The 25,467-nt window shown below is 75.7% G+C and carries 22 protein-coding genes and 1 pseudogene; 15 read left to right on the top strand and 8 right to left on the bottom strand.

Features of this window, described 5'->3' with window-relative positions; genetic code table 11:
- Positions 1-209 precede the first annotated feature (209 nt).
- A complete protein-coding gene (locus A8713_RS02810; RefSeq protein WP_064531251.1) occupies positions 210-1,220 on the top strand; it encodes a questin oxidase family protein in 1,011 nt (336 codons plus the stop codon).
- 38 nt (positions 1,221-1,258) lie between these two features.
- Here A8713_RS02810 and A8713_RS02805 read toward each other — a convergent pair whose 3' ends face one another.
- The 3 genes from A8713_RS02805 to A8713_RS02800 all read right to left on the bottom strand — a co-directional run bounded on the left by A8713_RS02805 (position 1,259) and on the right by A8713_RS02800 (position 2,462).
- On the bottom strand, positions 1,259-1,750 hold the full coding sequence (locus tag A8713_RS02805; protein WP_064531250.1) for a DUF1360 domain-containing protein: 492 nt from the start codon (positions 1,748-1,750) through the stop codon (positions 1,259-1,261).
- Positions 1,747-1,872 (bottom strand): hypothetical protein, encoded by a 126-nt coding sequence (locus A8713_RS34585; RefSeq protein ID WP_257784400.1) that lies wholly within the window; start codon positions 1,870-1,872, stop codon positions 1,747-1,749. Before A8713_RS34585 ends, A8713_RS02805 begins: the two co-directional genes overlap by 4 nt.
- A gap of 221 nt (positions 1,873-2,093) precedes the next feature.
- Positions 2,094-2,462, bottom strand: coding sequence for a DUF6479 family protein (locus tag A8713_RS02800; RefSeq protein ID WP_064531249.1), 369 nt, complete (start codon positions 2,460-2,462; stop codon positions 2,094-2,096).
- 226 nt (positions 2,463-2,688) lie between these two features.
- Between A8713_RS02800 and A8713_RS02795 the strand changes: the two genes are divergently transcribed.
- From A8713_RS02795 to A8713_RS02780, 4 genes are all read left to right on the top strand, one after another.
- On the top strand, positions 2,689-3,081 hold the full coding sequence (locus A8713_RS02795; RefSeq protein WP_064531248.1) for a hypothetical protein: 393 nt from the start codon (positions 2,689-2,691) through the stop codon (positions 3,079-3,081).
- Between the two features lie 81 nt (positions 3,082-3,162).
- On the top strand, positions 3,163-4,023 hold the full coding sequence (locus tag A8713_RS02790) for an oxygenase MpaB family protein (protein WP_064531247.1): 861 nt from the start codon (positions 3,163-3,165) through the stop codon (positions 4,021-4,023).
- A gap of 73 nt (positions 4,024-4,096) precedes the next feature.
- Positions 4,097-5,677, top strand: coding sequence for a phytoene desaturase family protein (locus tag A8713_RS02785; RefSeq protein WP_173860797.1), 1,581 nt, complete (start codon positions 4,097-4,099; stop codon positions 5,675-5,677).
- 124 nt (positions 5,678-5,801) lie between these two features.
- Positions 5,802-5,993: a DUF2795 domain-containing protein gene (locus A8713_RS02780; RefSeq protein ID WP_064531245.1), complete on the top strand. Its 192-nt coding sequence runs from the start codon at positions 5,802-5,804 to the stop codon at positions 5,991-5,993.
- Between the two features lie 92 nt (positions 5,994-6,085).
- On the opposite strand, the gene A8713_RS02775 is transcribed toward A8713_RS02780, so the two are convergent.
- Both A8713_RS02775 and A8713_RS02770 read right to left on the bottom strand, forming a co-directional pair.
- Entirely contained in the window at positions 6,086-7,882 is a 1,797-nt protein-coding gene (locus A8713_RS02775; RefSeq protein WP_064531244.1) for a serine hydrolase, read from the bottom strand.
- Between the two features lie 168 nt (positions 7,883-8,050).
- The gene (locus tag A8713_RS02770; RefSeq protein ID WP_064531243.1) at positions 8,051-10,459 is read right to left on the bottom strand and encodes a penicillin acylase family protein; all 2,409 of its coding nucleotides are present in this window, start codon (positions 10,457-10,459) and stop codon (positions 8,051-8,053) included.
- 148 nt (positions 10,460-10,607) lie between these two features.
- On the opposite strand from A8713_RS02770, the pseudogene A8713_RS02765 reads away from it, so the two are divergent.
- Both A8713_RS02765 and A8713_RS02760 read left to right on the top strand, forming a co-directional pair.
- Positions 10,608-12,117 (top strand): annotated as a pseudogene (locus tag A8713_RS02765) (fatty acyl-CoA synthetase).
- A gap of 15 nt (positions 12,118-12,132) precedes the next feature.
- On the top strand, positions 12,133-12,750 hold the full coding sequence (locus tag A8713_RS02760; protein WP_173860796.1) for a GNAT family N-acetyltransferase: 618 nt from the start codon (positions 12,133-12,135) through the stop codon (positions 12,748-12,750).
- On the opposite strand, the gene paaK is transcribed toward A8713_RS02760, so the two are convergent.
- A complete protein-coding gene (gene paaK / locus A8713_RS02755; protein ID WP_064531242.1) occupies positions 12,722-14,014 on the bottom strand; it encodes a phenylacetate--CoA ligase PaaK in 1,293 nt (430 codons plus the stop codon). The genes A8713_RS02760 and paaK overlap by 29 nt on opposite strands.
- Positions 14,015-14,183: 169 nt before the next feature.
- Here paaK and A8713_RS02750 point away from each other — a divergent pair, with 169 nt between their 5' ends.
- From A8713_RS02750 to A8713_RS02725, 6 genes are all read left to right on the top strand, one after another.
- Complete coding sequence (locus tag A8713_RS02750) at positions 14,184-15,050, top strand: alpha/beta fold hydrolase (RefSeq protein WP_064531241.1); 867 nt, start codon at positions 14,184-14,186, stop codon at positions 15,048-15,050.
- A 37-nt stretch (positions 15,051-15,087) separates the two neighbouring features.
- The gene (locus tag A8713_RS02745) at positions 15,088-15,819 is read left to right on the top strand and encodes an alpha/beta fold hydrolase (RefSeq protein WP_064531240.1); all 732 of its coding nucleotides are present in this window, start codon (positions 15,088-15,090) and stop codon (positions 15,817-15,819) included.
- Between the two features lie 91 nt (positions 15,820-15,910).
- On the top strand, positions 15,911-16,153 hold the full coding sequence (locus A8713_RS02740; RefSeq protein ID WP_018569437.1) for a DUF397 domain-containing protein: 243 nt from the start codon (positions 15,911-15,913) through the stop codon (positions 16,151-16,153).
- A 135-nt stretch (positions 16,154-16,288) separates the two neighbouring features.
- Positions 16,289-17,203, top strand: a complete 915-nt coding sequence (locus A8713_RS02735; RefSeq protein WP_064531239.1) for a universal stress protein — start codon at positions 16,289-16,291, stop codon at positions 17,201-17,203.
- A gap of 870 nt (positions 17,204-18,073) precedes the next feature.
- Positions 18,074-18,355, top strand: coding sequence for a hypothetical protein (locus tag A8713_RS33455; RefSeq protein WP_159393064.1), 282 nt, complete (start codon positions 18,074-18,076; stop codon positions 18,353-18,355).
- A gap of 64 nt (positions 18,356-18,419) precedes the next feature.
- Complete coding sequence (locus A8713_RS02725) at positions 18,420-18,917, top strand: hypothetical protein (protein ID WP_064531237.1); 498 nt, start codon at positions 18,420-18,422, stop codon at positions 18,915-18,917.
- A 64-nt stretch (positions 18,918-18,981) separates the two neighbouring features.
- On the opposite strand, the gene A8713_RS02720 is transcribed toward A8713_RS02725, so the two are convergent.
- Both A8713_RS02720 and A8713_RS02715 read right to left on the bottom strand, forming a co-directional pair.
- Complete coding sequence (locus A8713_RS02720) at positions 18,982-20,982, bottom strand: N-acetylmuramoyl-L-alanine amidase (RefSeq protein WP_064531236.1); 2,001 nt, start codon at positions 20,980-20,982, stop codon at positions 18,982-18,984.
- 279 nt (positions 20,983-21,261) lie between these two features.
- Positions 21,262-22,401, bottom strand: a complete 1,140-nt coding sequence (locus A8713_RS02715; RefSeq protein ID WP_064531235.1) for an aminoglycoside phosphotransferase family protein — start codon at positions 22,399-22,401, stop codon at positions 21,262-21,264.
- 234 nt (positions 22,402-22,635) lie between these two features.
- Here A8713_RS02715 and A8713_RS02710 point away from each other — a divergent pair, with 234 nt between their 5' ends.
- Both A8713_RS02710 and A8713_RS02705 read left to right on the top strand, forming a co-directional pair.
- Positions 22,636-24,129: a DNA-binding protein NsdB gene (locus A8713_RS02710; protein ID WP_064531234.1), complete on the top strand. Its 1,494-nt coding sequence runs from the start codon at positions 22,636-22,638 to the stop codon at positions 24,127-24,129.
- An 864-nt stretch (positions 24,130-24,993) separates the two neighbouring features.
- Positions 24,994-25,407, top strand: a complete 414-nt coding sequence (locus A8713_RS02705; protein WP_064531233.1) for an SsgA family sporulation/cell division regulator — start codon at positions 24,994-24,996, stop codon at positions 25,405-25,407.
- The last annotated feature ends 60 nt before the right edge of the window (positions 25,408-25,467 follow it).

Here is a 25,467-nt window from a genome sequence, read left to right as displayed (position 1 = left end):
CCGGCTCGCTCCTCACCGTAGGTACCGTCCCGGGCACGTACCGCTCCGATGTGCTCCATCTGGACGTACGCCCTCCGGCGCCCCGTCCTACGACCGGGCCCGGGACCGCGGATCTCCCCGCGAGGGCCGAAAGGACCGCGGCCGGGGGCGCGGGGCGTAGGACTTCCGCCCGTTACGCCGCCCGGTGCCGCCCGCCTAGGGTCCTCGCCATGGATGCGACAGGGATGCTCGACGAGGCGTTGCAGCGGCTGCACCGGGCGGGTCCGGAACGGCTCGGACGGCTCACCAACCACGCCCCGATGGCGGTCGAGGCGCTGGCCGCGCACGGGCAGGCGGGCGCGGTGCACCGCTGGCTGGACCGGTACGCGGACAAGCTGGAGGAGTTCCCGGCCGCCGTCGAACCCGTCACCCGCGCCGACTGGCGCACGGCGCTGGGCGATCCGCGCCGCGTCGCCGACTGGATCGGCCACTTCACGCACGAGACGGCCGAGCGGCCCTGGCGCGAGGTGCTCACCGAATGGTGGCCCCGGCTGCTGCCCGGTCTGTACGGCGGCTCGACCCACCCGGTGATCCGGGTGGGCCACGCCGTCCGCACCCTGCTGGGCGGGGAGGCCACCGGGCCGCGGCTGGCCGAACTCGCCCACGGCCTCGGCTACTGGGCCGCCCGGCACCGCCCCGTCACCGGCCTCGCCCCACTGCCCGGCGCGCCCGGTGCGGCCGCCGCCCTGGACGCCGTGGTGCCCCTCACCGACCCGGAGGGCGGCTTCCCGGCCCGACTCGAACGGGTGACGGCGCTGCCCGTGTGGGCGGCCGGGGTCACCGACCCCGACGAGGCGCACCGGCGGCTGACCGAACTGGTGCGCGCGGCCACCCACCGGTACGTCACCCACGGCCACGGCGAGGAGACGATGCTCGTGCACGCGGCCACCGCGCCCAACGCCGTGCTGCGCGCCCTGCCCGCGCTGCCCCGCGCCCTGTGGGTGCCGAGCCTGCGGGCCGCCTGGACTGCGTCAGCGGCGGTGACCGCGATGTACGCGCCGAAGACACCGGTGGCCTACCGCCCCTCGGGCACGTTCGCCCCGGAGGAGGTCGTCGCCCTCGCCCTGGCGCACGGCGACGAGCACGTCATCAAGCTGACCGACACCGCCCTCGACGTCGGCGGTGACCGGGCCCTCGCGGCGGCCCTGCGCGCGGTGGAACTGAGCGAACCCCTGAGGTGAGCGCCGGGCGGCCCGGCCGCCGGTCCGCCCGGCCCGGCTCAGCCCTCCGCCTCCTGCTCCGTGAGGGTCCAGGCGTACTGGAGCCAGTCGGCCACCGTGACGGCGCCGAGGCCCGCGCACACCAGCCGGGTGGCCCGGGGCGCGACGACATAGCCGCCCGTCAGCGCCCCGGCCGTCCAGACCGAGACGCAGAACGGGCAGGACACCAGGTCACCGACCGCGCGCCGGAGCCCGCTGCCGCGCGGCTCGTCCATGACCTCACCGGCCGGCAGCTCCTCCGTGCGGCGGGTGAAGGGCGCCCGTACGAAGCTGGTGACCTTGTCCTTGGTCAGCAGGCGCGAGGACTTGAACGTCGCCGCGCCCAGCAGGAGCACGTCCCAGGGCGGCACCCCGTCGGGCAGCCGCACACCCCGTCGGCGGGCCGCCGCGCCGAACAGCGCCGCCCCGGCGCCGAAGGCCGCCGCGAGCGCGGCGTAGCCGCCGAGGGGCGCCTCGTCCCCGCCGGCGTACCCGTGCCCGCCGCCCGTCACGCCGGCTCCCCGGGTGCGGCCTCGGACCGCCTGTGCCCCAGGCGCGCGGTGCGCACCTCGGCCACCGGCAGGCGGTCGTGGTCGGGCGGCGGCAGTTCGCTGCGGCCGGGGTCTTGGGCCATGGCTCTCACTTCTCCCTCGGTTCCTCAGGTCCTCCCCCGTCGGCGGTGCCGGTGGCGGGGGGCGCCACGGCGGGACCGGCGTCCAGCCGGGCCGTCGCGCGGGTCGGTGAACGGCGAACGGTGGACGGTGAACTGCGGGCGGCGGGCGGCGGGCGGCGGCTGGGACGGGCGGTCCTGGCTCGGACGGTCCGGCGCCCAGTACGGGTGCCCGGTACCGCTGCTCAGTGCCGTCCGGGGCCGCCGCTGCCGAACGATCCGCTGCCGCCCGCGTCCCAGCGCGGACGCGGCGCCGGGGCACCGGTCCGGGTGCCCGCGTTGCCGTGGCCCGGCAGCCGGTGCGGCGTCAGCCGGTCGCCGTCGTGCGGCACTTCGTCCGGCTCGCGGTTCTCCAGCACCGAGCCGACCGGGCCCGAGTCGGGCAGCCGAGGCTGCTCGTCGGGGCGCGGTGGCGCGGGCTCCCGGCGGCGGATGCGCGCGCCCATCCAGAAGGCGCCGATCAGCAGGGCCACCAGGACGAGCCCGGCGACGAACGGCCAGATGCCGATCGCGGCCCCGTGGGCCGCGGCGATGTCCAGCGGTGCGTTGTCCATGGGCCGCGGGTACCCCCGGCCCCCGCCGCGAACCCGGCCCCCGCCGCGAACCCGGCCTCCCCCGCGAACCCGGCCTCCCCCGCGAACCCGGGCCTCACGGACCCGGCACCGCTCCGCCTCGCGCACCGGTCCCGGCCCTCCCGTGCCGCCGCCCGGGTGACGGAGGACGGCCGCGGCCCCCGCGCGCCCCGGGTTTGGCGGCCGTGGCACCGGCTACTCGCAGGGCGTGACCACGACGCATACGACATCATCGACGCCTTCGCAACAGGAACTCGTCCGGTTCCTGGAGGACCGCTTCGCGTGTGCGCAGGCGTGTACGGAGTGCGCGCGGGCCTGCGCGCTGCGCGCCAGTCTGGTGGACATCGGCCAGGGCGAGGAACTGGAGCTCCTGCGGCGCAGGGGCATCATGTGCGCGGAGGTCTGCGACGCCACGTGCAGAGTGCTGTCCGAGCAGAACAGCGAGGACGAGGCCGCCGTCCGCGCACAGCTGGAGTGGTGCGTGACCGTCTGCCTGGAGACCGCCCACGTCTTCGACCGGCACCCCGGCGCCGAGCAGGCCGCGGACGCCTGCCGCACCTGCGCCAAGACCTGCGGCGAGTTCACGGCCGGCCTGCGCTGAGCCGCAGGCGTCGCGCGCGGGCCCGCCCGGCTGTCCGGCCCGCCCGTCGACCCGCCGCGGGCGCCGCGTTAGCCTGCCTGCGTGGAGACCATACGCACGGGCGACCCCGGCCTCTTCGGCCCGGGTTCGGTGACGTGGCAGGCGCACAGCGACCCCATGATGTGGATCGCGGGCATCCGGGCCCTGTACCTCCAGGCCCTGCACCCGCGCGCGGTGCGGGGCGTGATGGAGAACTCCGACTTCCGCCGCGACGCCTGGGGCCGGCTGCTGCGCACCGCGCACTTCGTCGGCACCACCACCTACGGCACGACCGACGCCGCCGAGCGGGCGGGCGCCCGGGTCCGTAGGATCCACCGGCTGCTGTCGGCCACCGACCCGGACACCGGCGCGCGGTTCGGGATCGACGACCCCGAGCTGCTGCTGTGGGTGCACTGCGCGGAGATCGACTCCTATCTGCACGTGCTGTGGCGCTCCGGTTTCCCGCTCACCCGCGCCCGCGCCGACCGCTATGTCGCCGAGCACCGCACGAGCGCCCGGCTGGTCGGCCTCGACCCGGACACCGTGCCCGCCTCCCGCGCCGGACTGGCCGCCTACTTCGCCCGGGTCCGCCCGGAGCTCGCCGCCGGTGCCGACGCCCGCGCCGTGGACGACTTCCTGCGCCGCCCGCCCGTCCACCCGCTGCTCGTCCCGGCCCGCGAGGTGCTCTGGCGGCAGGTGGCGCACCTGGCCTACGCCTCCCTGCCCCCGTACGCGCACGACCTGTACGGCAGACCCGCCCCGGCGCCCGCCGTCGTGACCCGGCGGCTGCGGACGGCGGGCGCGCTGCTGCGCTGCGTCCCCGCGCAGGTGCGCTGGCAGCTCCCGCCCCGGCACATCCTCAGCGCGGTGGCGCGGCTCGGCCCCGGCGCCCGCCCCGCGCCCCGCCGCTCCCGCACCCCCTGACCGGCACGCCGCCCCGGCGTCCGCGGCCGCCCGCGCCCTGGCCGCCGCGGAACTCCTCGTGCTACCAAGAGCCATGAGCGCACACGAGGCATCCGGCGGCTACGACGTGGTGATCGTCGGCGGCGGGCACAACGGCCTGGTCGCCGCCGCCTACCTGGCCCGCGCCGGCCGGTCGGTGCTGGTGCTGGAACGGCTGGACCACACCGGCGGCGCGGCCGTCTCCACCCGCCCGTTCGCCGGGGTGGACGCCCGGCTGTCCCGCTACTCCTACCTGGTCAGCCTGCTGCCCGGGAAGATCCTGCGCGACCTCGGCCTTGACGTGCGGCTGCGCCCGCGCACCGTCTCCTCGTACACCCCGGCCCGGCGGGACGGCCGGGCGACCGGGCTGCTCGTGGGCGGCGGCGAGGAACGCACCCGGGAGGCGTTCGCCCGGCTCACCGGCTCGGACCGCGAGTGGCGGGCCTGGCAGCGCTTCTACGCCCTGACCGGCGAGGTCGCCCGGCAGGTCTTCCCCACCCTGACCGAGCCGCTGCCCGGCCGCGAGGAGCTGCGCCGCCGGATCGGCGACGAGGACGCCTGGCGGATGCTGTTCGAGGAGCCCGTCGGGGTGGCCGTGGAGCGGTTCTTCGCCGACGACCTGGTCCGCGGGGTGGTCCTCACCGACGCGCTCATCGGCACCTTCGCCGACGCCCACGACCCGGCCCTGCCGCAGAACCGCTGCTTCCTCTACCACGTGATCGGCGGCGGCACCGGCGCCTGGGACGTGCCGGTCGGCGGCATGGGCGCGCTCACCGACGCCCTCGCGGACGCGGCGCGCGCGGCGGGCGCCCACCTGTTCACCGGCCACGAGGCGGTCCGTATCGCCACCGACGGGCGCCGCGCCGAGGTCACCTACCGGACCGGGGACGGCGAGGGCACGGTGGACGCCCGGCACGTCCTGGTGAACGCCTCCCCGCAGGCGCTGGCCGCCCTCACCGGCGGGCAGGCGCCCGAGCCCGCCGAGGGCGCCCAGTTCAAGGTGAACATGCTGCTGGAGCGGCTGCCCCGGCTGCGGGACACCTCCGTCGATCCGCGCGAGGCGTTCGCGGGCACCTTCCACATCGCCGAGGGCTACCGCGAGCTGGCCGCCGCCCACGCCCAGGCCGCCGCGGGCGAGCTGCCCGCCGCGCCGCCCTCCGAGATCTACTGCCACTCGCTGACCGACCCCACGATCCTCGGCCCGGACCTGCGCGCGAGCGGCCACCAGACCCTCACCCTGTTCGGCCTGCACACCCCGGCCCGGCTGTTCGCCCGCGACAACGACGCCGTACGGGAGAAGCTGCTGGCCGCGACCCTCGCCCAGCTCGACGCGCACCTGGCCGAACCGCTCGCCGACTGCCTGGCGCGGGACGCCGAGGGACGGCCGTGCGTCGAGGCCAGGACCCCGCTGGACCTGGAGCGCGACCTCGGCCTGCCCGGCGGCAACATCTTCCACCGGGCGCTGAGCTGGCCCTACGCCCAGGAGGGCACCGGCCGCTGGGGCGTGGAGACCGCGCACGCCAACGTGCTGCTGTGCGGGGCGGGCGCGGTGCGCGGCGGCGGGGTCAGCGGCGTACCGGGGCACAACGCGGCCATGGCGGTGCTGGAGGGGGGACCGGCCGGGCAGGACGGCTGAATGCCCGCGTCCGGCGGGGGCACCCCGACAGGAGGAAGGATCCCGCGGCACGGCGTACGACGGAGTCCGCGGTACGACCGGGCCGCCCTCCCCGGCGGCCGCACCCCCCACAGGAGGCACCCTCATGGCCGACCTCAGCCCCATCGACCTCCAGAAGGCCCTCAGCGGCGCCGACTACCCCACCGACAAGCAGCACCTGGTGGACCGCGCCCGGAAGAACAAGGCGGACGACAAGATCGTCAGCCGGCTGGACGGTCTCCGGCAGGACCACTTCGACGGACCGAACGAGGTGCAGAAGGCCGTCTTCGACCACTGACCGTCCGTGCGCGCGACGGTCCTGCCGGACCCGCGGGCCCGCCGTCCCCACCGGGAGGCGGGCCCGTCGTCCGTGCGGCGGCCCTCGCGCGCTCAGTCGGCGGACGCCGTCCAGCCCCGCGCCTCCAGCCGGGCCGCGTCCGCCGGACGGGACTCGTCGAACAGCACCCGCCGGCGCGTCTGGACCCGCTGGGCTTCCACGTACGCGCCGCGCCCCACATAGAGGCGGTCCGTGGTGTAGCGCCAGCGCAGCGTCAGTTGCCGGGCCGCCGGGAGCGCGGCGGTCACCTCGTGCCAGCGGCGCCCGGAGTAGCCGGTGGCGGTGCCGTCCGGATGCCGCTCGGGGGGTCCGCCGCGGCGGACGGCCGTGAACGGCACCGGCTGCCAGGCCGCGCCCCCGTCGGCGGACGCCTCCAGCACGAGCACGTCCGACTGCGGCTCGGTGTCCCACCACAGGGAGCAGCGCAGCCGCGCCCCGCCCGCCGAGGTGTCGAGCGCGGGCAGCGCCAGCGTCGCGGTGCCCGCGCTCGCCATGCCGGAGAACCAGGCCGTACGGCCCCGCTCCGGGCGGACCGCGACGGCCCGCGCCAGGTCGTTGCCGGTCGCGACCCGGGGAGCCGAACCGGAGCGCCAGGTGCGCACCGGGTGCACCGAGTTGCCGAGCACCACCAGGAACGAGTCGGTCGTCGGGTCCAGCACCAGCGACGTACCGGTGAAGCCGGTGTGGCCCGCCGTGGTCGGTGTGGCCATCGCACCCATGTACCAGTGCTGGTAGAGCTCGAAGCCGAGGCCGTGCGCGTCGCCGGGGAAGGCCGTGTTGAAGTCGGTGAACATCAGCTTCACCGACTCCGGGCGCAGGATGCGGGCGTGCCCGTAGGCGCCGCCGTCGAGCAGGGTCCGGGCGAGCACCGCCAGGTCCCAGGCGCAGGAGAACACACCCGCGTGCCCGGCGACCCCGCCCAGGCTGTACGCGTTCTCGTCGTGCACCTCGCCCCACACCAGGCCCCGGTCAAGGGCCGACCAGGGCTTGCGGGCGTCCTCGGTGGCGGCGATCGACGGCTTCCAGGAGGCGGGCGGGTTGTAGCGGGTGCGGCGCAGACCGAGCGGCCCGGCGATCTCCTCGGCCAGCTGGACGTCCAGCGGGCGGCCCGTGATCTTCTCCAGCACCAGTTGCAGGGAGATCATGTTCAGATCGGAGTACAGGTACACGGTGCCGGGCGGGTTCAGCGGCGCCTCGTCCCAGATCATCTCCAGCTTCCGCTCGTACGTCGGCGCGTCGTAGAGCGGCAGGTCCGGCCGGAAACCGGAGGTGTGGGTGAGCAGTTGACGGATCGTCATGGACTGCTTGCCCGCGCGCGCGAAGTCCGGGAGGTAGGAGGCGACCGTGCCCTCCAGTTCCAGCGCGCCCCGCTCGATCTGCTGGACGGCCAGGATCGAGGTGAACAGCTTGGACAGGGACGCCAGGTCGAAGACGGTGTCCCTGGTCGTCGGGTGCTGCTGCTCGGGCGGGAACTCCACGGCGGTGTCGGTCTTCTCGTCGTACGACGCGTAGCGCACCGCCATCCCGATCGGCTCGTGCAGGGCCACGGTGGAGCCCCGCCCCGCGAGCAGCACCGCGCCCGCGTACCAGGGGTGCGCGGGGGACGGCCCGAGGAACGCCTCGGCGTCGGCGACGAGTTGCCGCAGCGGGCCGGGGAGCAGGCCCGCCTGCCGCGCGGAGCCGTGCCGCAGCGTCGCCCGCGCGGCGGCGGGTCCGGGCCGGGCGGTCGCGGCGGCCGGGGCCGCCGGGAGGGCGGCGATGCCGAGCGCGCCGCCCAGGAGCAGGGACACCTGGCCCAGTCGGCGCCGGGTGAGTCCGTGCCCCTCCGCTGCTGCCGTGCCGTCACTCATCGTGGAGTCCTCCCGCGCGCCGCCTGAAAGTATCTTTCGAGACTTGCTGTGCGGGGTGAAACTTTTATGTCAGGAGCGGCCGTTGTCAACGGGGCGTGCGCGAACACACGCTCAGGTGACGGCACATGGGGCGGGGCGGCGGCCGTCCGGCCCCCGCCCCGCACGCACCTACCGGTGCTCGTACACCCGCACCACGCGCAGCGCGGGCGAGGCCAGGACGTCCTTCTCGCAGAACCGGGACGTCACCCACTTCTGTGCCGAGAACAGCCGCGTCTGGTCGCTGTGGTGCGCCGAGAGCGGGTTCGAGGACTGGGAGTACGTCAGCAGGGTGCGGGCGACCGGGCAGCCGCTGCCGTCCCAGCCCACCGCCTGGATGTAGCTGGAACCGGTCGACACCTCGGCGTAGCCGCCGTGCGCCGGGTCCCACGCCGACTCGACCTTGTTCCACACGCCCAGCGCCTCGGTGCCGCCCGGCACCGGTATGCGCTCGCCGTCGCGCACGACGAACTGGTGCTCCCCGAGCGGCGCGTCGAGCGCGATGCCCGCCGCCCGCAGCTCGGCGACCGTGTCGGCGAGCGCCGTGGCGAACGCGGGCGCCGCGGTGTCCAGCGTGTTCGGCGTACGCACCGGATCGGCCGCCGAGAACGGCACCTTCCACAGGCCGTCCCCGGGCAGATGCCGCCACAGCCGGTCGAAGAGCAGCGCGCCCCGGCTGCCGGTGCGCACGGTGCGGTCCCAGCGCGCGAGCACCCGGCAGGCGTCCCGCACGTCGACCGCCCGGCCGTCGCTGCCCGTGGCCGTGCCGCCCGGCAGCGCGGCACACGCCTTCGCCGCGTCGGCCGCCGCCAGGTCACCGGCGGGCACCCGGTCGGCGAACTGCTGCCGCTGGAGGTCCGCCACGGTCAGCCGGCCCCGGCGCGCCATCGCGGACACGTCCTCGATCGCGCCGCGCGTGCGCAGCCCGGCCTCGGCGGCGGCCGTCCCGAAGATCCGCTCGTACCCGGTCAGCGGCCGGTCGGCGTTGCTCAGCCAGGCGCTGCCGTTGGAGTTCTCCGCGTACGGCGCGTCCTTCAGCACCGGCATGTGCGCGGGCCCGAAGATCCCCGGCTGCACGGCACCGGAGCCGGTGCCCGGCGCGCAGTCGCCGCGCGCACCGTCCAGCACCGCGAGACCCGAGGCCGGATACGTGGCCCGGCCCAGCGGGGTGGAGCAGCGCCGCGCCAGCTCGTCGGTGATCCCGGGCAGCACCTGGGCCTGCGTGTACAGCGAGTGGCCGGCCGAGTCGGCGGCGATGGTGTTCACCCACGGCAGGCCCTGGGTGCGGTCCAGCGCGGCCAGGGCGCCCGCGGTGTCCCGGGCGCGGGCGAGCCCCAGCGAGGTGTCGGACATCCGCAGGTTGCCCGCGTTGGGGTCGTTGAGCGCGTACGCCGTCGTGGCCGTCCACGGCAGCGGCAGCGCCGGGCCGAGCGAGGTGACGACGGGACCGTAGCGCGTCCACCACTGGGTGCGGGTCACCGGCGGGCCGCCGCGCACCGCGACGGCGACCGTCCGCCGGGTCATCCGCTCCCGCGCGCCGTCGACCAGGTACACGGTCGGGTCGGCCGGGTCGAGGGTGAGCTGATGGAGGTTCATGGGGACGCCGGTGGAGACGGTGTGGCTCCAGGCGAAGCGCGCGGTGTGGCCGATCTGCACGTCCGGCGAGCCCAGCAACGAGGCACCCATCACGTCCAGTTCGCCCGGGACGGTCTGCTGCACCTGCCAGAAGCGGCGCCCGCCCTGCCACGGGTAGTGCGGGTTGCCCAGCAGCAGCCCGCGCCCGCCGGCGGTGGTGGCGCCGCTGAAGGCCACCGCGTTGGAGCCCATGTCGGCGTCCTCGGCGGAGAACAGCGCGCGGGCGGCCCCGGCGGCGCGGCCGGGATCCGGTGCGGGCGGCACGGACCCGGTCCCGGGCGCGGGCGGCGCCGCGGCCGTGACGCCGTCCACGGCCCGGCCCTCCCCGCCGAGCACCGCGAAGGCGAACAGCCGTGCCGCCACGTCGAGTTCGGTCACCGGACGCACCCAGGCGGCGCCCCGGCAGGCCGGGTCGGTGACGCGGTGCTGCCGCAGCCAGGCGTTGTACCCGGCGGCGAAGCCGCGGTTCAGGTCCTTGGCCGCGCGGCTCGGCCCGCGCGGCGCGGGCTCGGCGAGCAGCCGCTCCACGGTGCCCGACTGCCGCACCCCGCGGAAGAACAGGTCGCTGGAGAGGTTGGTGGAGGCCGAGGAGAGCGAGAAGTCGGGCGCCGCCTTCGCACCGAACCAGCGGGAGCGTTCGCCCCGCACGGTCACGAACCCGTCGGCCAGCGTGCACACCTGGTCCGCGGCCTGTGCCCAGCCGGTGCCGAACCCGAGGTCCGCGTAGTCCTCGGCGACGATGTGCGGGATGCCGTACTCGGTGTACCGGATCACGGCGGACAGCCCGCCGTGCGAGGGGTGTTCCTGGCGGCCGTGCTGCGGGGCCGCCGCGGCCGGTAACGCGGCGGACCCGGTGAGCAGGGCGACGGCCGCGACGAGGAGTCTTCTGAAGCGGGTGGTGCGCATCGTGCCTCCCGGCGTCAGGGATGGATGAAGCGGGTGAGCGCGCCGACCGGCGGGTGCCCGAGGCGGTGGTCACGCCGTGTGCCCCCCGGCGGAGCGGGGAGCGCGCGATGCTTGACCTCCTCCGGCGGCGGACCCAGGATCATGTGTCATGACGCCTGGACACCGCAGCACGGTTGACGGGGTCCTGCGGCGCAGCGCCCGGCGCACGCCCGCGCGGACCGCCGTCGAGTACGGCGACCGCTCCTGGACGTACGCCGCGCTCGACGACGCCGTCTCCCGCGCGGCCTCCCTGCTGCGCGCCCGCGGCCTCGTCCCCGGCGACCGGGTCGGCGCCTACGGGCACAACTCCGACGCGTATCTGATCGCCTTCCTCGCCTGCGCCCGCGCGGGCCTGGTCCATGTGCCCGTCAACCAGAACCTCACCGGCGACGATCTGGCGTACATCGTCGGGCAGTCGGGCAGCGCGCTGGTCCTGACCGACCCGGACCTCGCCCACCGGCTGCCCGGCGGCACGCCGTCCTGGGCGCTGCGCGACACCGACGGCTCGCTGCTCGCCGCGCTCCCGTCCGCACCGCCCTACGACGGTTCCGCCCCGCACGCCGAGGACCTGGTCCAACTGCTCTACACCTCGGGCACCACCGCGCTGCCCAAGGGCGCGATGATGACCCACCGGGCCCTCGTGCACGCCTATCTGAGCGCGATCACCGCCCTCGACCTGTCGGCGGACGACCGGCCCGCGCACGCGCTGCCGCTCTACCACTCGGCGCAGATGCACGTGTTCCTGCTGCCCTACCTCGCCGTGGGCGCGACCAACACCGTCCTGGACGCGCCCGATGGCGACCGCGTCCTCGACCTGGTGGAGGCCGGGCGCGTCGACAGCCTGTTCGCCCCGCCCACGGTCTGGATCGCCCTGGCGGGCCGGCCCGACTTCGCCCACCGGGACCTCGCCGGTCTGCGCAAGGCTTATTACGGCGCCTCCGTCATGCCGGTGCCCGTCCTGGAACGGCTGCGCGCGCGTCTGCCGCACCTCGCCTTCTACAACTGCTTCGGCCAGAGCGAGATCGGCCCGCTGGCCATGGTGCTGGGCCCCGGCGAGCACGAGGGGCGGCTGGACTCCTGCGGCCGGCCGGTGCTCTTCGTGGAGGCCCGCCTCGCCGATGAGCACGGACAGGACGTGCCGGACGGCACACCCGGCGAGATCCTCTACCGCTCCCGCAGTTGTGCGAGGGCTACTGGGACCGGCCCGAGGAGAGCGCCGGGGCGTTCCGGGACGGCTGGTTCCGCTCCGGCGACCTGGCGGTGCGCGACGCCGACGGCTACCACACGGTCGTCGACCGGGTGAAGGACGTCATCAACTCCGGGGGAGTGCTGGTGGCCTCCCGCCAGGTCGAGGACGTGCTGCACACCCACCCGCCGTCGCCGAGGCCGCCGTCGTCGGCCTCCCCGACGCGCAGTGGATCGAGGCCGTCACCGCCGTCGTCGTCCCGCGCGGCGAGGTCACCGAGGCCGAACTGATCGCCCACGCCCGCGCACGCCTCTCCCCGTTCAAGGCGCCGAAGCGGGTGGTCCTCGTCGACGCCCTGCCGCGCAACGCCAGCGGGAAGATCCTCAAACGGCAATTGCGCGACCGGCTCCGCGGCGACGCGCCGCGCCCGTAGGGCACGATGGGGCGCATGCCGACGCAGCCCCCGGCCCCCGGCCGCACCGACCGCCCGGTTCCGGTCACCGTCACGGCCCCGGCCACCGCCACGGCGCCCGCGCTCCTGCTGCGCCCCTGGCGCGCGGCGGACGCCGCCGAACTCGCCGTGCTGTACCGCGACCCGCTCCTGCGCCGCTTCCTCAGCCACTCCATCCCCGACGAGGCGGGCGCGCTGCGCTGGATCGACGAGCAGCGGCGGCGGCGACAGAGCGGCGACCGGTTCGCCTTCGCCGTCGTGGAACGCTCCGGGGCGGCGGAGCGCCTGGCGGGGCACGTGGTCCTCAAGGACGTCGCCCCCGGCTCACCGTCCGCCGAGGTCGGCTACTGGACCGCCGCCCACGCGCGCGGCCGGGGCGTGGCGCCCCGGGCGCTCGACGCGCTCACCGGCTGGGCCTTCACGGCGTTCGGCGCCCGGGGACCGGCCCGGCTCGTCCTGCGGCACCAGGAGGACAACACGGCGTCCTGCCGGGTCGCGGCCAAGTGCGGCTACGAGCTGACCGGAACGCTCCCCGCCGCGCCGCCGGCGTACCCGCGCGCGGGACATGTGCACACCCGCTTCCGGGTCACGGGCGCAGGTCCACGATCCGCCTGATCTTGCCCACCGACCGCTCCAGGGACTCCGGTTCCACGATCTCCACCCCGACCGACACCCCGACTCCGCCCTTGACGGCCGCCGCGATCGAGCGGGCCGCGGCCTCCCGCGTCTCGGGCCCGGCGCCCGGCCGCGCCTCGGCACGGACCGTGAGGGCGTCGAGCCGGTCCTCGCGGGTGAGCCGGAGCTGGAAGTGCGGTGCGACGCCCGGGGTGCGCAGCACGATCTCCTCGATCTGCGTCGGGAACACGTTCACCCCGCGCAGGATCACCAGGTCGTCGCTGCGGCCGGTGATCCGTTCCATCCGCCGGAAGGGCCGCGCGGTGCCCGGCAGCAGCCGGGTCAGATCCCGGGTGCGGTAGCGGATCACCGGCATCGCCTCCTTGGTGAGCGAGGTGAACACCAGCTCGCCCTCCTCGCCCTCGGGCAGCACCTCGCCGGTGAGCGGGTCGACGATCTCCGGGTAGAAGTGGTCCTCCCAGATGTGCAGGCCGTCCTTGGTCTCCACGCACTCCTGCGCCACCCCCGGCCCGATCACCTCCGAGAGGCCGTAGATGTCGACCGCGTCGATCCCGAGCCGCTCCTCGATCTCGCGCCGCATCTCCTCGCTCCACGGCTCCGCCCCGAACACCCCCACGCGCAGCGAGGTGCCGCGCGGATCGACGCCCTGCCGCTCGAACTCGTCGAGCAGCGTGAGCATGTACGACGGGGTGACCATGATGATCCGGGGCTCCAGGTCCTGGATCAGCTGCACCTGACGGGCCGTCATGCCGCCCGAGGCGGGCACGACCGTGCAGCCGAGCCGTTCGGCGCCGTAGTGCGCGCCCAGGCCGCCGGTGAACAGCCCGTAGCCGTACGCCACATGGACGACGTCGCCGGGCCGGGCGCCCGCCGCGCGCAGCGAACGGGCGATCATGTCCGCCCACATCGACAGATCGCCGTCCGTGTAGCCCACGACGGTGGGGTGCCCGGTGGTGCCGCTGGAGGCGTGCAGGCGGCGCACCCGCTCCCGGGGCACGGCGAACATCCCGTACGGGTAGTGCGCGCGCAGGTCCTCCTTGGCCGTGAGGGGGAAGCGGGCCAGGTCGGCGAGCGAACGGCAGTCGTCGGGGTGCACCCCGGCCGCGGCGAAGGACTCCCGGTGGAAGGGGACGTTCTCGTACGCGTGCCGCAGCGAGGCGCGCAGCCGCTCCAGCTGGAGCGCGCGCAGTTCCTCGACACCGAGCCGTTCCCCCGCGTCCAGCAGACATGCCGCATCCGCCATCGGGACTCTCCCTCACCTACTGCGAAAAGCATGACAATCGGGTCAACTGAACGACCGATCATTCGGTCGAGATGTTGGAGATCAGTAATCCAGGCCGAGGCGCCGCAGGCAAGAGCCCTGCGGGGAAAATCCCTGGCGGCCCGCCCTCCCCACCGGCCAGGATCGGCCCATGCCGACCTTCACCGCGCCCGACGGAACCCGCCTCGCCTACCGGCTGCGCGGTCAGGGCGACCCGCTGGTGGTGCTGCCCGGCGGGCCGATGCGGGCCTCCGCCTACCTCGGGGACCTGGGCGGGCTCACCGCACACCGCCGATTGGTCCTGCTCGACCTGCGTGGCACCGGCGCCTCCTCGGCCCCGGCCGACCCGGCGACGTACCGCTGCGACCGGCAGACCGACGACATCGAAGCACTCCGCGTCCATCTGGGCCTGGAGCGGCTGGACCTGCTCGCGCACTCGGCCGGCGGCAGCCTCGCCACGCTCTACGCGGCCCAGCGGCCCCGGCGCGTCGGCCGCCTCGCCCTGATCAGCGCCGCCCTGCGCCCGCTCGGACTGAGCCCGGCCCCCGCCGACCGGCTCGCCGCCGCCCGGCTGCGGAGCGGCGAACCGTGGTTCGAGCGGGCGTACCCCGCGCTGGCGGCCTGGCTCGCGGGCGACGGACCGTACGACGACGTGTTCACCCCCTTCTTCCACGGCCGCTGGGACGAGGAGATCCGCGCGCACGCCGACGCCGAGCAGACGCAGACCAACGAGGAGGCCGCCGACCGCTACTTCGCCGACGCCGCGTTCGACCCGGCCGCCACCCGCGCGGCGCTCACCGCGCTGACCGCGCCCGTCCTCGTCCTGGCCGGGGAACTCGACGGCGGACCCCGCCCGGACCTGGCCCGCCGCGCCGCCGCCGCGTTCGCGCATGCCGAGTTCGCCCTCCAGCCGGGCGCGGGGCACTATCCGTGGCTGGACGGCCCGCGGTGGTTCGTACGGCGGGTGGCGGCCTTCGTCGCCGGCGAGCGGGCCGCCCCTTCGCCGTCGGCAGAATGACGGCGCCGCCGCCGCCCGCCCCGGCTACCGTCCCCGCATGGACACCGGACCGCACACCGCCGACGTCAACGGCATCACCCTCGCCTACCGCGCCTGGGGCCCGGCGGACGCGCCGCCCGTGGTCCTGCTGCACTGCCGGGGCGCCGACGGCAGCGACTGGGCCCCGATCGCGCGCCGCCTGGCGGGCGGACCGCGTCCGTGCCGCCTCTACGCCCCGGACCTGCGCGGCCACGGCGGCAGCAGCCGGCTCGGGGACCGGCCCGGTGCCTACGCCCACGAGGCGCTGCGCGACGACGTGCTCGGCCTCCTCGACGTGCTCGGCGCCGAACGGGCCGACGTCGTCGGCCACTCGCTGGGCGGCGCCGTCGCCTGCCTGATCGCCCAGCACGCGCCCGCACGCGTACGGCGGCTCGTCCTGGAGGACGTGCCCGTGCCCCTCCCACTGGACCCGCCCCGGCCGCCGGCCGCGCGGCCACGCGGCGAACTGCCGTACGACTGGGAGATGATCCTGGCCACCGACCGCCAGCGCAACGCGCCCGACCCCGCCTGGGCCGCGGGCATGGGCCGGATCACCGCGCCCGCGCTGCTGGTCGCGGGCGGGGCGTCCAGTTCCGTCCCCCAGGACCAGGTCACCGGCCTGACGGCGCTGATCCCCGGCGCCCGCGTCGTCACCGTGGACGCGGGGCACCTGGTGCACGCGAAGCGGCCCGAGGAGTTCCTCTCCGTGGTGACACCCTTCCTGACCGGCCTCCCCTGCCGTCCTTCCTGACCGACCGGACGCCCCGCGCGGATGGCCTGTCGGCGATGCCACTCGATCGCTAGGCTGAGCCGCGGACGACGGAATCGGGAGGAGCACGGACGTGGCCGAGAGCACTGTCCAGCAGCACCCGCTCGCGGGATGGGACAAGCCCGAGCTGGACCTCACCAGCGCCGAGTGGCAGTCCAGCAGCCGTGGCCTGGGGGATGTCCAGATCGCCTTCGTCGAGGGATTCATCGCGATGCGCAACAGCCGTCGCCCGGAGAGCCCCTCGCTGATCTTCACCCCCGCGGAGTGGGGCGCGTTCGTCTCGGGAGCACGGGAAGGGGAGTTCGACCTCACCTGAGCGGGGGCGCCGGAGGCCGAACCGGGGGTGTTCCCGCCGGTTTTCCGGACACGCGACCTTCAAAGCCCGGTCCGCGCCGACGCCTTTGCCAGGCTGGCGCGGCAGGGAAGGCCGCCCTCCGGAGATGAGGTACCCATGAGCACTCCGCCGGTCGTCGCAGCTGTCGACGGCTCCGACGACAGCCTGCGCGCCCTCGACTGGGCGCTGGACGCGGCCCGGCGCCGTCGGGCGCCGCTGCGCGTCGTCCACGTCCGCCAGTACGCCCCCTGGACCCAGCCCGACGTCCTGGTCACCGGGCCGCCCGCGGACGCCGGGGACGAGGTGCTCGACGCGGCCCGCGCCCATGTGGCGGCGCAGGGCGACACCGGGACGGACGTCGGGTACGACGGACTCGACGGGCTGCCCGGCGCCCTGCTGCCCGAACTCGGCGCGACCGCGCGGCTGCTGGTGCTCGGCTCCCGGGGCCGCGGCGGCTTCAGAAGCCTTCTGCTGGGCTCCAACGGCCTGGCCGCCGCGCGCGACGCGGAGTGCCCGGTCGTCGTGGTGCCCCGGCCCGGACGCGAGGTCGACGACGACGAAGCCCCGGCCGTCGCCCCCGGGCCGCGGGTGGTCGCCGGTCTGAACGTCGACAGCCCCGACGACGCCGTGCTCGCCTTCGCCTTCGCCGAGGCCGCCCTGCGCGGGGCCCGCGTCCAGGTGGTCACCGCCTATCCGTGGCCGGTGCGCACCTGGGGAGCGGCGGCGGGGGAAGTGCCCATGCCGGTGATCGCCCAGGACGAGGTGGAGAGCGAGGTCGGCACCCTCGCCGACGGCTTCCTCGCCCCGCACCGGACCCGGCACCCCGATGTACCCGCCGAAGTACAGGTCCTCCCCGGCGACGCCGCCGGCCGGCTGGTCGGCGCCTCCCGCGACGCCGAACTCGTCGTGGTCGGCCGCCACCGCCGCCGCCTGCTGGCGCCCGCCCGCATGATGGGCTCCGTCACCCAGGCGGTCCTGCTGCACGCCCCCGGCCCCATCGCGGTGATCCCGCCGTCCCCGCCCGAGGAGTGACACGCACCGCCGGGCTCCGCCGGTGCGGCGGCCGGACGAGGGCGGCCGGGCTCCGCCTTCCGCCGCCGTGGACCGGGGCCCCGGGCGTGCGGCGACACGTCACGCGGAGCGCCGGACGGCGCCGCCCGGCGAAGTCCGTGCGATGACCTCCCGCCCGTCCGGGCGGCCGGGGCGGGCGTGTACCGGGAGACGGCGCGGTGAGGCGGGGCCGGGCGCCGAGGTCCGCCGCACGGGCGGAGGACCGGCGGGCGCGCCGGGGCCGTCGCCCGGTCCCGGCCCGATCGGCGGGGGACGCCGTGCTACCGGCCGGTGGCGCGGCGGGCCGTTGTGCACCACGTCCGGCGGTTGGGTGTCGGCGGTCGGATCGCTGGGCGTATCCGTACGGTTTCATCGGGGACCAGGCTGTGGGGCCGGGGCCGGGGCCCGGTCTCGGCCCGATCGGCGGGGGACGCCGTGCCGCCAGCCGGGTGGCGCAGCGGGCCGCCCTACACCACGCCCGGAGGCCCGGAGGCCCGGTGGCCCGGTGTCGCTCGCCGGACCGCCCGGCGCATCCGTACCCGATCAACGGGCACCGGCCCGTCCGCCACCGTCCGCATACAGGAACCGCCCGGCAGGGGCACCCGTCGCGCGCTCGATCTCGTGCTGACCCTCCGCCACGACGGCGTCGGCGGTGTCCTGGACGAGCCGGCCGACGCCGCCGGGCCCGCCGCCCGGGTGCGGGCTGTCCGGACGTCCTCCCGGGCGCCGGTGCGTACGCCGCCGACGCCCTTGTGGCGGCCGTCCGCGGGTCGCCGTGCGGGCGCTCTTCGCCCGTGCCGTCCGGCCCGCCGCGCTCGCCCCCGCCCCGCCGCCGCCACCCGGCTGCTGCCCGTGCCCGAAGCGGCCGAACGGCTCGACGCCGCCGCGCGCGCCCCCACCGTGCCCGTCCTGCGCCGGACCACCGGACCACCGGACCGAACACGAGGGCCCGTTCCTCGCCCGGCGCCCGGCGCCCTGCGCCGGGCCCACGGCACCGGCGACCTCACCGCGGCGCTCGCCCAGGCCGCCGCCTCCTTCCTCGCGGGCCCCGACCGCGCACGGCTGCGCGCCCGCCCCGCCCCCCCGGCCGGCACGAGCGGGCGCCGCGACGGCGGACCGGCCGGTTCCGGGTGAGGTCCGCCCCGGACGGAGGCCGCCCGCACGTCGCGCGGCACGCCGGGACACGTACCATGGCGGCATGTCGTTCCTCCGTCGCCGCAGCGCCACGCCCGCCGGGCCCGACTTCGACGTTCTGGCCATGGACCCGGGCGACTGGCCCGGCAATCTCGGCGCCGGGCTGCTGCCCGCGCCCGACGGCACCTGCCAGGGCGTGTTCCTGCGCTACGACCTCTTCGGCGGCCGCGGCACCGCGATGATCATCGGGAACCTCCCCGAGGGCTCCCCGGCCCGCGAGGTCCCCGACGGCGAGGTGCCCTTCGAGGTGGCCCAGCTGCTGCTGGCCCTGGAGAACGACGAGGAGATCACCGTCGTCGGCACCGAGGACATGCCGGTGCTCCAGGGCGACAATCTGCTGATCGTGCGCCGCCTCAAGCTCTCCGAGAGCCGGATCTCCTGCGTCCAGTTCGACCGCAGCGACGGCGTCCTGGTGACCATCGCCGCCTGGGACCGCCCGATCACGGACGACCTGTACGCGCTGCTCAAGCCGCTGCCCGCCGAGCTGTTCCAGCAGGGCTGAGCAGCCGACCGGCACACCCGTGCGGGGCCGGCCCCCTCCCGAAGGGGGCCGGCCCCGCACGCGGTCACCGGCCCGAGGGCCGCACCTGTACGTCCGCCGCCCGGACGAACGCCACCCGGTGGCCGAACTGGATCTCGTAGTACAGGTCCTTGCCGACCACCACCCGGTGCGAGTCGGTGGTGAACGTGACCGAGTACAGGTACTCACCGGGCACCGCGTCCCCGAGCACGTACCGCTGGCCGGCCGGCAGCGTGTACGGCAGTGGTGTCACGGCCTGCACCGGCACCCCGGCCGGATACGCCTCCTTCTCCGGGTACGCCCTGCCGTACACGGGCACACCGGCCACGCCCGGCTTCGGCGTGACCACCAGCCCGGCCGCGTTCACCGCGGTGGCCTGCCGCGCGGGGTTGCGGAACCATGCCTTCTGGCCGAGGTACCAGATCGCCGTCCAGTCGCCCTGCCGCCCGGCCACCGCGTACTGCTGGCCGGTCTCCGCCCGCGAGGCCACGTCGTTCACATCGGTCGTGGAGTCACCGCCGCCCGGACGCAGCCCGATGTCCTTGACCAGCGGGGCGGACGCGTCCGGCCGGGTGTACAGCCGCACCTCGTTGGAGCCGTGCGCCGCGCACGGCGTCCCGGCGGTGACGCAGCCCGTGTACTCCGTCCCGTTGGCCGCGTAGTCCGGGCGGATCGTCACCAGTCCGCCGCCGCTGCCCGCGGTCGGCACGAAGGGGCGGCCCAGCAGCTCGAAGTAGTGCCGCCAGTCCCAGTACGGGCCGGGGTCGGTGTGCATGTCCGGGACGGCCCCGGCGGTCGGACCCGGCACCGTGTCGTGCCCCAGGATGTGCTGCCGGTCCAGCGGGATGCCGTACTTCCCGGCGAGATAGCGCACCAGCCGCGCCGAGGAGCGGTACATCGCCTCCGTGTACCAGGCGTCCGGATCGGCGAGGAAGCCCTCGTGCTCCAGCCCGATCGACGTGGCGTTGACGTACCAGTTGCCCGCGTGCCAGGACACGTCCTTGTTGTCCACGTGCTGGGCGATGTGCCCGTCGGTGGAGCGCAGCGTGTAGTTCCACGACACATAGGTCGGATCCTGGACCAGGTTGAGGACACCGTCCCAGCGGCCCTCGGTGTCATGGATGACGATGTACCGGATCCGCTCGGACCTCGGCCGGTCGCCCAGGTCGTGGTTGCCGTAGTCGTCGGCGCCGAACTCCTGGTACGGCGCCGGGACCCACTCGCAGGACACCGAGGCGGGGCACTCCGTACCGGCCGAGGAGGCCGGTGCGAGCCCGGTCCGCGCCAGCAGGGCCCGGTCGGGGGCCAGCCGCGGCCGGGCCGCGAGCACGACGCGCTGCCCGGCGTCCGTGGTGCGCCGCTCACCGGAGCGGATCACGGCGTACACGTCGTCGGCGTAGGCCGCCGCCGTGCCGCTGTCCTGCGCGCCGGAGAACCGGGCCACCGCCCCGTACCAGGCGGCGGGGTCCGCACTCAGCGGCTCGCCCAGCCGCCGCTGCGCGTCGGCCAGCAGGGCGGCGCCGCCCGCGATGTTCGCGGCCGCGTCCGCCCGCAGCCGCTCGGCGGGCGTCCCGGTCAGGGCGGCCGCCCGGGGCAGGGTCTTCAGCCGGTCCGGCAGCGCGGAGTCCGCCGGTACGGCGGCGGGTGCCGCCGGGTGCAGGGCGGGGCGGGCATCGTCACCGCGCGGGTCCTCGGCCCCGTCGCCGTGGTGCTCCCCGGCGCGGGCCAGCGCCGTCCGGGCGTCCGTGAGGTGCATCGGGCCGTAGCCGCCGCTCACGCTCGGGGCCCCGGCGTGCCCGTCCCAGCGGGACTGGAGGTAGGAGACGCCCAGCAGGACGCTGAGCGGTACGTGGTAGCGCTCGGCCGCGGCGGAGAACGCGTGCTGGAGCCGGCCGGTGTCGTCCGCGGCACCCGCGGACGGGGCGCCCAGCAGCGGCAGCAGCAGCGCGGCGCAGGCGAGGGCGCCGCCCGCCGTACGCGCGGCGGCCCGCCCCGGCGTGGCTCTGCGGCCCCCGGTGAGGTCGGAGTCGCTGACGGATCCTCGCAATGCTGCCTCCTGGGGCGCTCGGGCGTGCGTGACGGGGCGTGCGGGGCCGGCGTGGGTCAGTGGTACCGGCTGTCCGACGATCCGTCAATCATGCGCGCGAGGAGGCGATTTCCCATGTCAGGCAGGGGCCCGGCGAGTTTCGCCGCGGCGCCGCGCGGGCCTGCGGCGCGTCAGTGGCGTACACCTGTGGTCGGCGTGCACCTGTGCCCGCCGCGCACACGGAAGAGGTCCGTGGCATGCCCGTCCCGACGGGGTGCCGCGGACCTCCCTCGTGTGCCCTCAGCGGGTGCCGACCGCGGCGCGCACGGCCCGGCGCGCCAGCTGGCAGTCGTCGTGCAGCCGCCGCAGCAGCAGCCGCTGCTCCTCGCCGGCCGGGGCGGCGGCCGGGTGGGGCATGCCCGGTGCCGCCGGGGCCGGGTCGTGCATCGAGCGCTGCACCGCCGTCTCGTAGGTGCGGATCTCCCGGGTCAGCACCAGCATCAGGTTCACCAGGAAGGCGTCCCGCGCCCCCGGTCCGGCCGCCTGGGCGAGCTGGCTGATCTGCCGCCGGGCCTCGGGCGCCTGGCCGAGCACGGACCACAGCGTCGCCAGGTCGTAGCCCGGCAGGTACCAGCCCGCGTGCTCCCAGTCCACCAGGACCGGGCCGGCCGGGGAGAGCAGGATGTTGGCGAGCAGCGCGTCGCCGTGGCAGAACTGGGCCATGCCCTGCCGGCCCGCCGCGTGCGCGATGCCGTGCAGCAGCTTCTGGAGGTCGCCCATGTCGCGGTCGGTGAGCAGGCCCAGCTCGTGGAAGCGGGCGATCTCGGCGGCGTAGTCCAGCGGGGCGTCGAACGTCCCCGCGGGCGGCCGCCAGGTGTTCAGCCGGCACAGCGCGCCGAGGGCCGCGCGGATGTCCGCCCGCGGCGGCGTCTGCGACGGGTGCCGCTGGAGCGCGGCCACCCGGCCCGGCGCGCGCTCGATGACGAGGGTGCAGTTGTCAGGGTCCGCCGCGATCAGCCGGGGCACACGGACCGGGGGCCGGTGCCGGACGAACGAGCGGTAGACCGCTATTTCGTGCCGGTACCGCTCGGCCCACTCGCGGGACGGGTCCAGTAAGCACTTGGCGACCGCCGTGGCGCGCCCGGTCGTGCCGACCAGGAGCACGGAGCGGCCGCTGCGGCGCAGCACCTGGACCGGTGCGAACTCCGGACAGATCCGCTGCACCGAGGCGAGGGCGGTGCGCAGGGGCGCGCCCTGCGGGCCGGACAGGTCGAGCCTCCCGCTCAGGGGTGGTGTGCCGAGCCCCGCGGCGCGCCGCGGCCGGCCCACGCCGAGCACGGGGGCCGGCGGACGCGCGGGGTCGAGGAGGGGGCCGCCGACGCCCGGACGGGGACGCAGCGGCCGGGGCGGGGCGGACACGGAGGACGATGCTGCGTACATGGGCGAGACAGATCCCTTCGTGTGCCTGCTGCTCGAAGTGCGCTGCCCGGCCCGGACGCCCGGGTGCACCCTGGGGAATGTCCCTGGCGACCGGGTCGGGGCGGCGCTTTCCTACCTGACACCGGTCGCCCCGTGGCACACCATGTGGCGTGCCCTGGCGAACCCTGGCGAATAGTCGCCCGGCAACTCTCACCGGGGCTACTGTCAACTCAGCCGAGTACCTGGGGGCTTGACGTGACAGGACAACCCAACGCCCGTCTCGCGGATCTGTTCGGCCTGGCCGGCTGGTCCAAGGGGGAGCTCGCGAGGCTGGTCAACCGGCAGGCGGCGGCCATGGGCCACCCCCAGCTGGCGACCGACACCTCCCGGGTACGGCGCTGGATCGACATGGGAGAGATCCCGCGCGATCCCGTGCCACGGGTGCTGGCGGCCCTGTTCACCGAGCGTCTCGGCCGTGTCGTGACCATCGAGGATCTCGGTCTGGTACGGCACGGGCGCACGGGGAGACGGCAGGGCGACGGGGAAGCGGAACATCCCGACGGCATGCCGTGGGCGCCCGAGCAGACCGCCGCGGTCCTCACCGAATTCACGGGAATGGACCTCATGCTCAACCGACGCGGCTTGGTGGGCGCGGGTGCCGCGCTCACCGCGGGATCAGCACTCAGCGGTGCCCTGCACGACTGGCTGCACACCGAACCGGCCCTGACGGGCGACGCCCCCCCACTCGACCACCCCCTCAACGCCGACCCCGCCGGATTCGACCGCTACGACGCCGCCCCGGTCGGGGCGGAGGAGGTCGAGGAACTGGAACGCTCCGTGGAGGTGTTCCGCGCCTGGGACGCCGCGCGCGGCGGCGGCCTCCAGCGCAAGGCGGTGGTGGGCCAGCTCAACGAGGTGGGCGGCATGCTCGCCTACCGCCACCCCGCCCATCTCCAGCGGCGCCTGTGGGGCGTCGCCGCCAACCTCGCCGTGCTGGCCGGCTGGATGTCGCACGACGTCGGCCTGGAACCCACCGCCCAGAAGTACTTCGTCATCGCCACCCACGCCGCGCGCGAGGGCGGCGACCGGCCCCGCGCGGGTGAGGCGCTGTCGCGCGCGGCCCGCCAGAAGGTGCACCTGGGCCGGCCCGACGAGGCGCTGGACCTGATGAAGCTCGCCCAGTCCGGTTCCGGCGACCGGCTCCAGCCGCGCACCAAGGCGATGTTCCACACCATCGAGGCCTGGGCGCAGGCCGCGATGGGCAAGGGACAGGCCATGCGCCGCACCCTCGGCCGCGCCGAGGACCTGTTCGTCGCCGACAGGGGCGACGGCGAACCGCTGCCCTGGATGCAGACCTTCAAGGCCGAGGACCTGTACGGGATGCAGGCGCTCGCCTACCGCACACTGGCGGAGTTCGACCCGGACGCGGCCGTGCACGCCCAGCACTACGCGGAGAAGGCGCTCGCGCTGCGGATCGACGGCCGTGAGCGGTCGAAGATCTTCGACCATCTGTCCATGGCCTCCGCCTGCTTCATCGCGGACGACCCGGAGCAGGCGGACCGCTACGCGCGGCTGGCCCTGATGTCGATGGGGTCCAACTCCTCGCGGCGCACCTGGGACCGGCTGCGCGAGATGTACCGGCTCACCGCCCAGTACGCCGGGTATCCGAGGATCCACGAGCTGCGCGAGGAGATCCGCCTCGCCATGCCCCGGCCCCGGGGCAAGGGCGCGGGCGGCACACCGGTGTAGCGGGCGGGCCCGGACGCGTCCGCCGTACGGGCAAGTGCCGGACCGGATCCCACCACCGTCCCACCGTCATGCCGTCACGCCGACCGGGACCGACCGGGACGTCATCCGGGCGGCGAGCACACCGGTGCCGTCCTCGCGCACGGCCGCGCCGGACTCCTCCGAGACCGGGCCGCCCGTGCGCGCTCGCGCGCGTCGCGCGCGGCGGCGAACCGCGGTGCGGGCGTCGGCGGCAGCCGGCTCACGGCCGCCGCCCAGCCGCGCCCCGGCACCGGAGCGCGGCAGGAGCGGGCCACCGGGCCGGAGGGTGTGTCCGGCGTGCGGTCCCGCCGGGCTCTGTCCCGTCCACGCCGGGCGTCCTCCCGTCCCTCGCCGGCCCGGCCGCGCCCCGGCGGTGGGCCGGGGGAGCGGTCCGCGGGCAGGGGGGGACGGCATGGCGCACTCCGATACGGGGACGGGGATCGCGCGGCAGGAGAGGAGCCCGCGAAAGAAGGGCCCGCTACGACTGTGGCACAGCGGACGGCGGCCCGTAAGGGATTCGGCGACACCCGATACGGTGGTGCTTCTGGCATATGCCACAGTCTCTTCGGAGCGGCTCGGCCTCCGTCGTCCGCGTACTGCATCCGCTGACTGGAGCGTATGCCGTCTACGTATTCCGACGGACCGTCGAGCTGCCGGAGGCGCCGTTCGCGTGTGCGTTCGACAGTGCGACACCCTCCGCTCGCGGCATGCGGCAGTCCGGCACGGCCGGAGTGACGCAGGTCACATGAATTGGGGGGCGGTCAGGCGTAATGCGAACGGCACCTACGGGCTCCTAAGAACACACGGCAGAACCGGCCGACCTCCGACCCGCAGGGGAGACCGACCATGGACATCACCCTCGAACAGTCCGCCCGCGCCCGCCTGATCACCGCGGACGGGCAGGAACTCCCCGTCCCCGCCACGCTCCGCTACGCCTCCGTGGATCCGCTGGCCGTGCACGTGGACTTCCCGCCCGAGGCGTCACTGGACGGGGAGGAGGTGACCTGGACCTTCTCCCGCACCCTGCTCGAAGAAGGGCTGGGCCAGCCGGTCGGGGCGGGCGACGTGCACTTCTGGCCCTGCGGCGACGCCCGGACCGCGGTCGAACTGCACTCCAGGTCGGGCATGGCCCTCCTCCAGTTCGACACCCCGGCGCTCCACCGCTTCCTGCTGCGCAGCTACGCGGTCGTCGCGGCCGGCCAGGAGGACGTCGGCGCGGCCGTCGACCGGGGCCTGACCGCGCTGTTCGGCGCGGTGTGAAGCGCGCAGGACAGCGCGGCGCCCCGTCCCGCATGGGACCCCGCGCCGCGCCACCGCGCC

This window comes from Streptomyces sp. SAT1 (assembly GCF_001654495.1).
Classification (GTDB): domain Bacteria; phylum Actinomycetota; class Actinomycetes; order Streptomycetales; family Streptomycetaceae; genus Streptomyces; species Streptomyces andamanensis.
The sequence above is the reverse complement of the archived record's forward strand: the minus strand, read 5'-3'. Positions and strand labels throughout refer to the sequence as shown.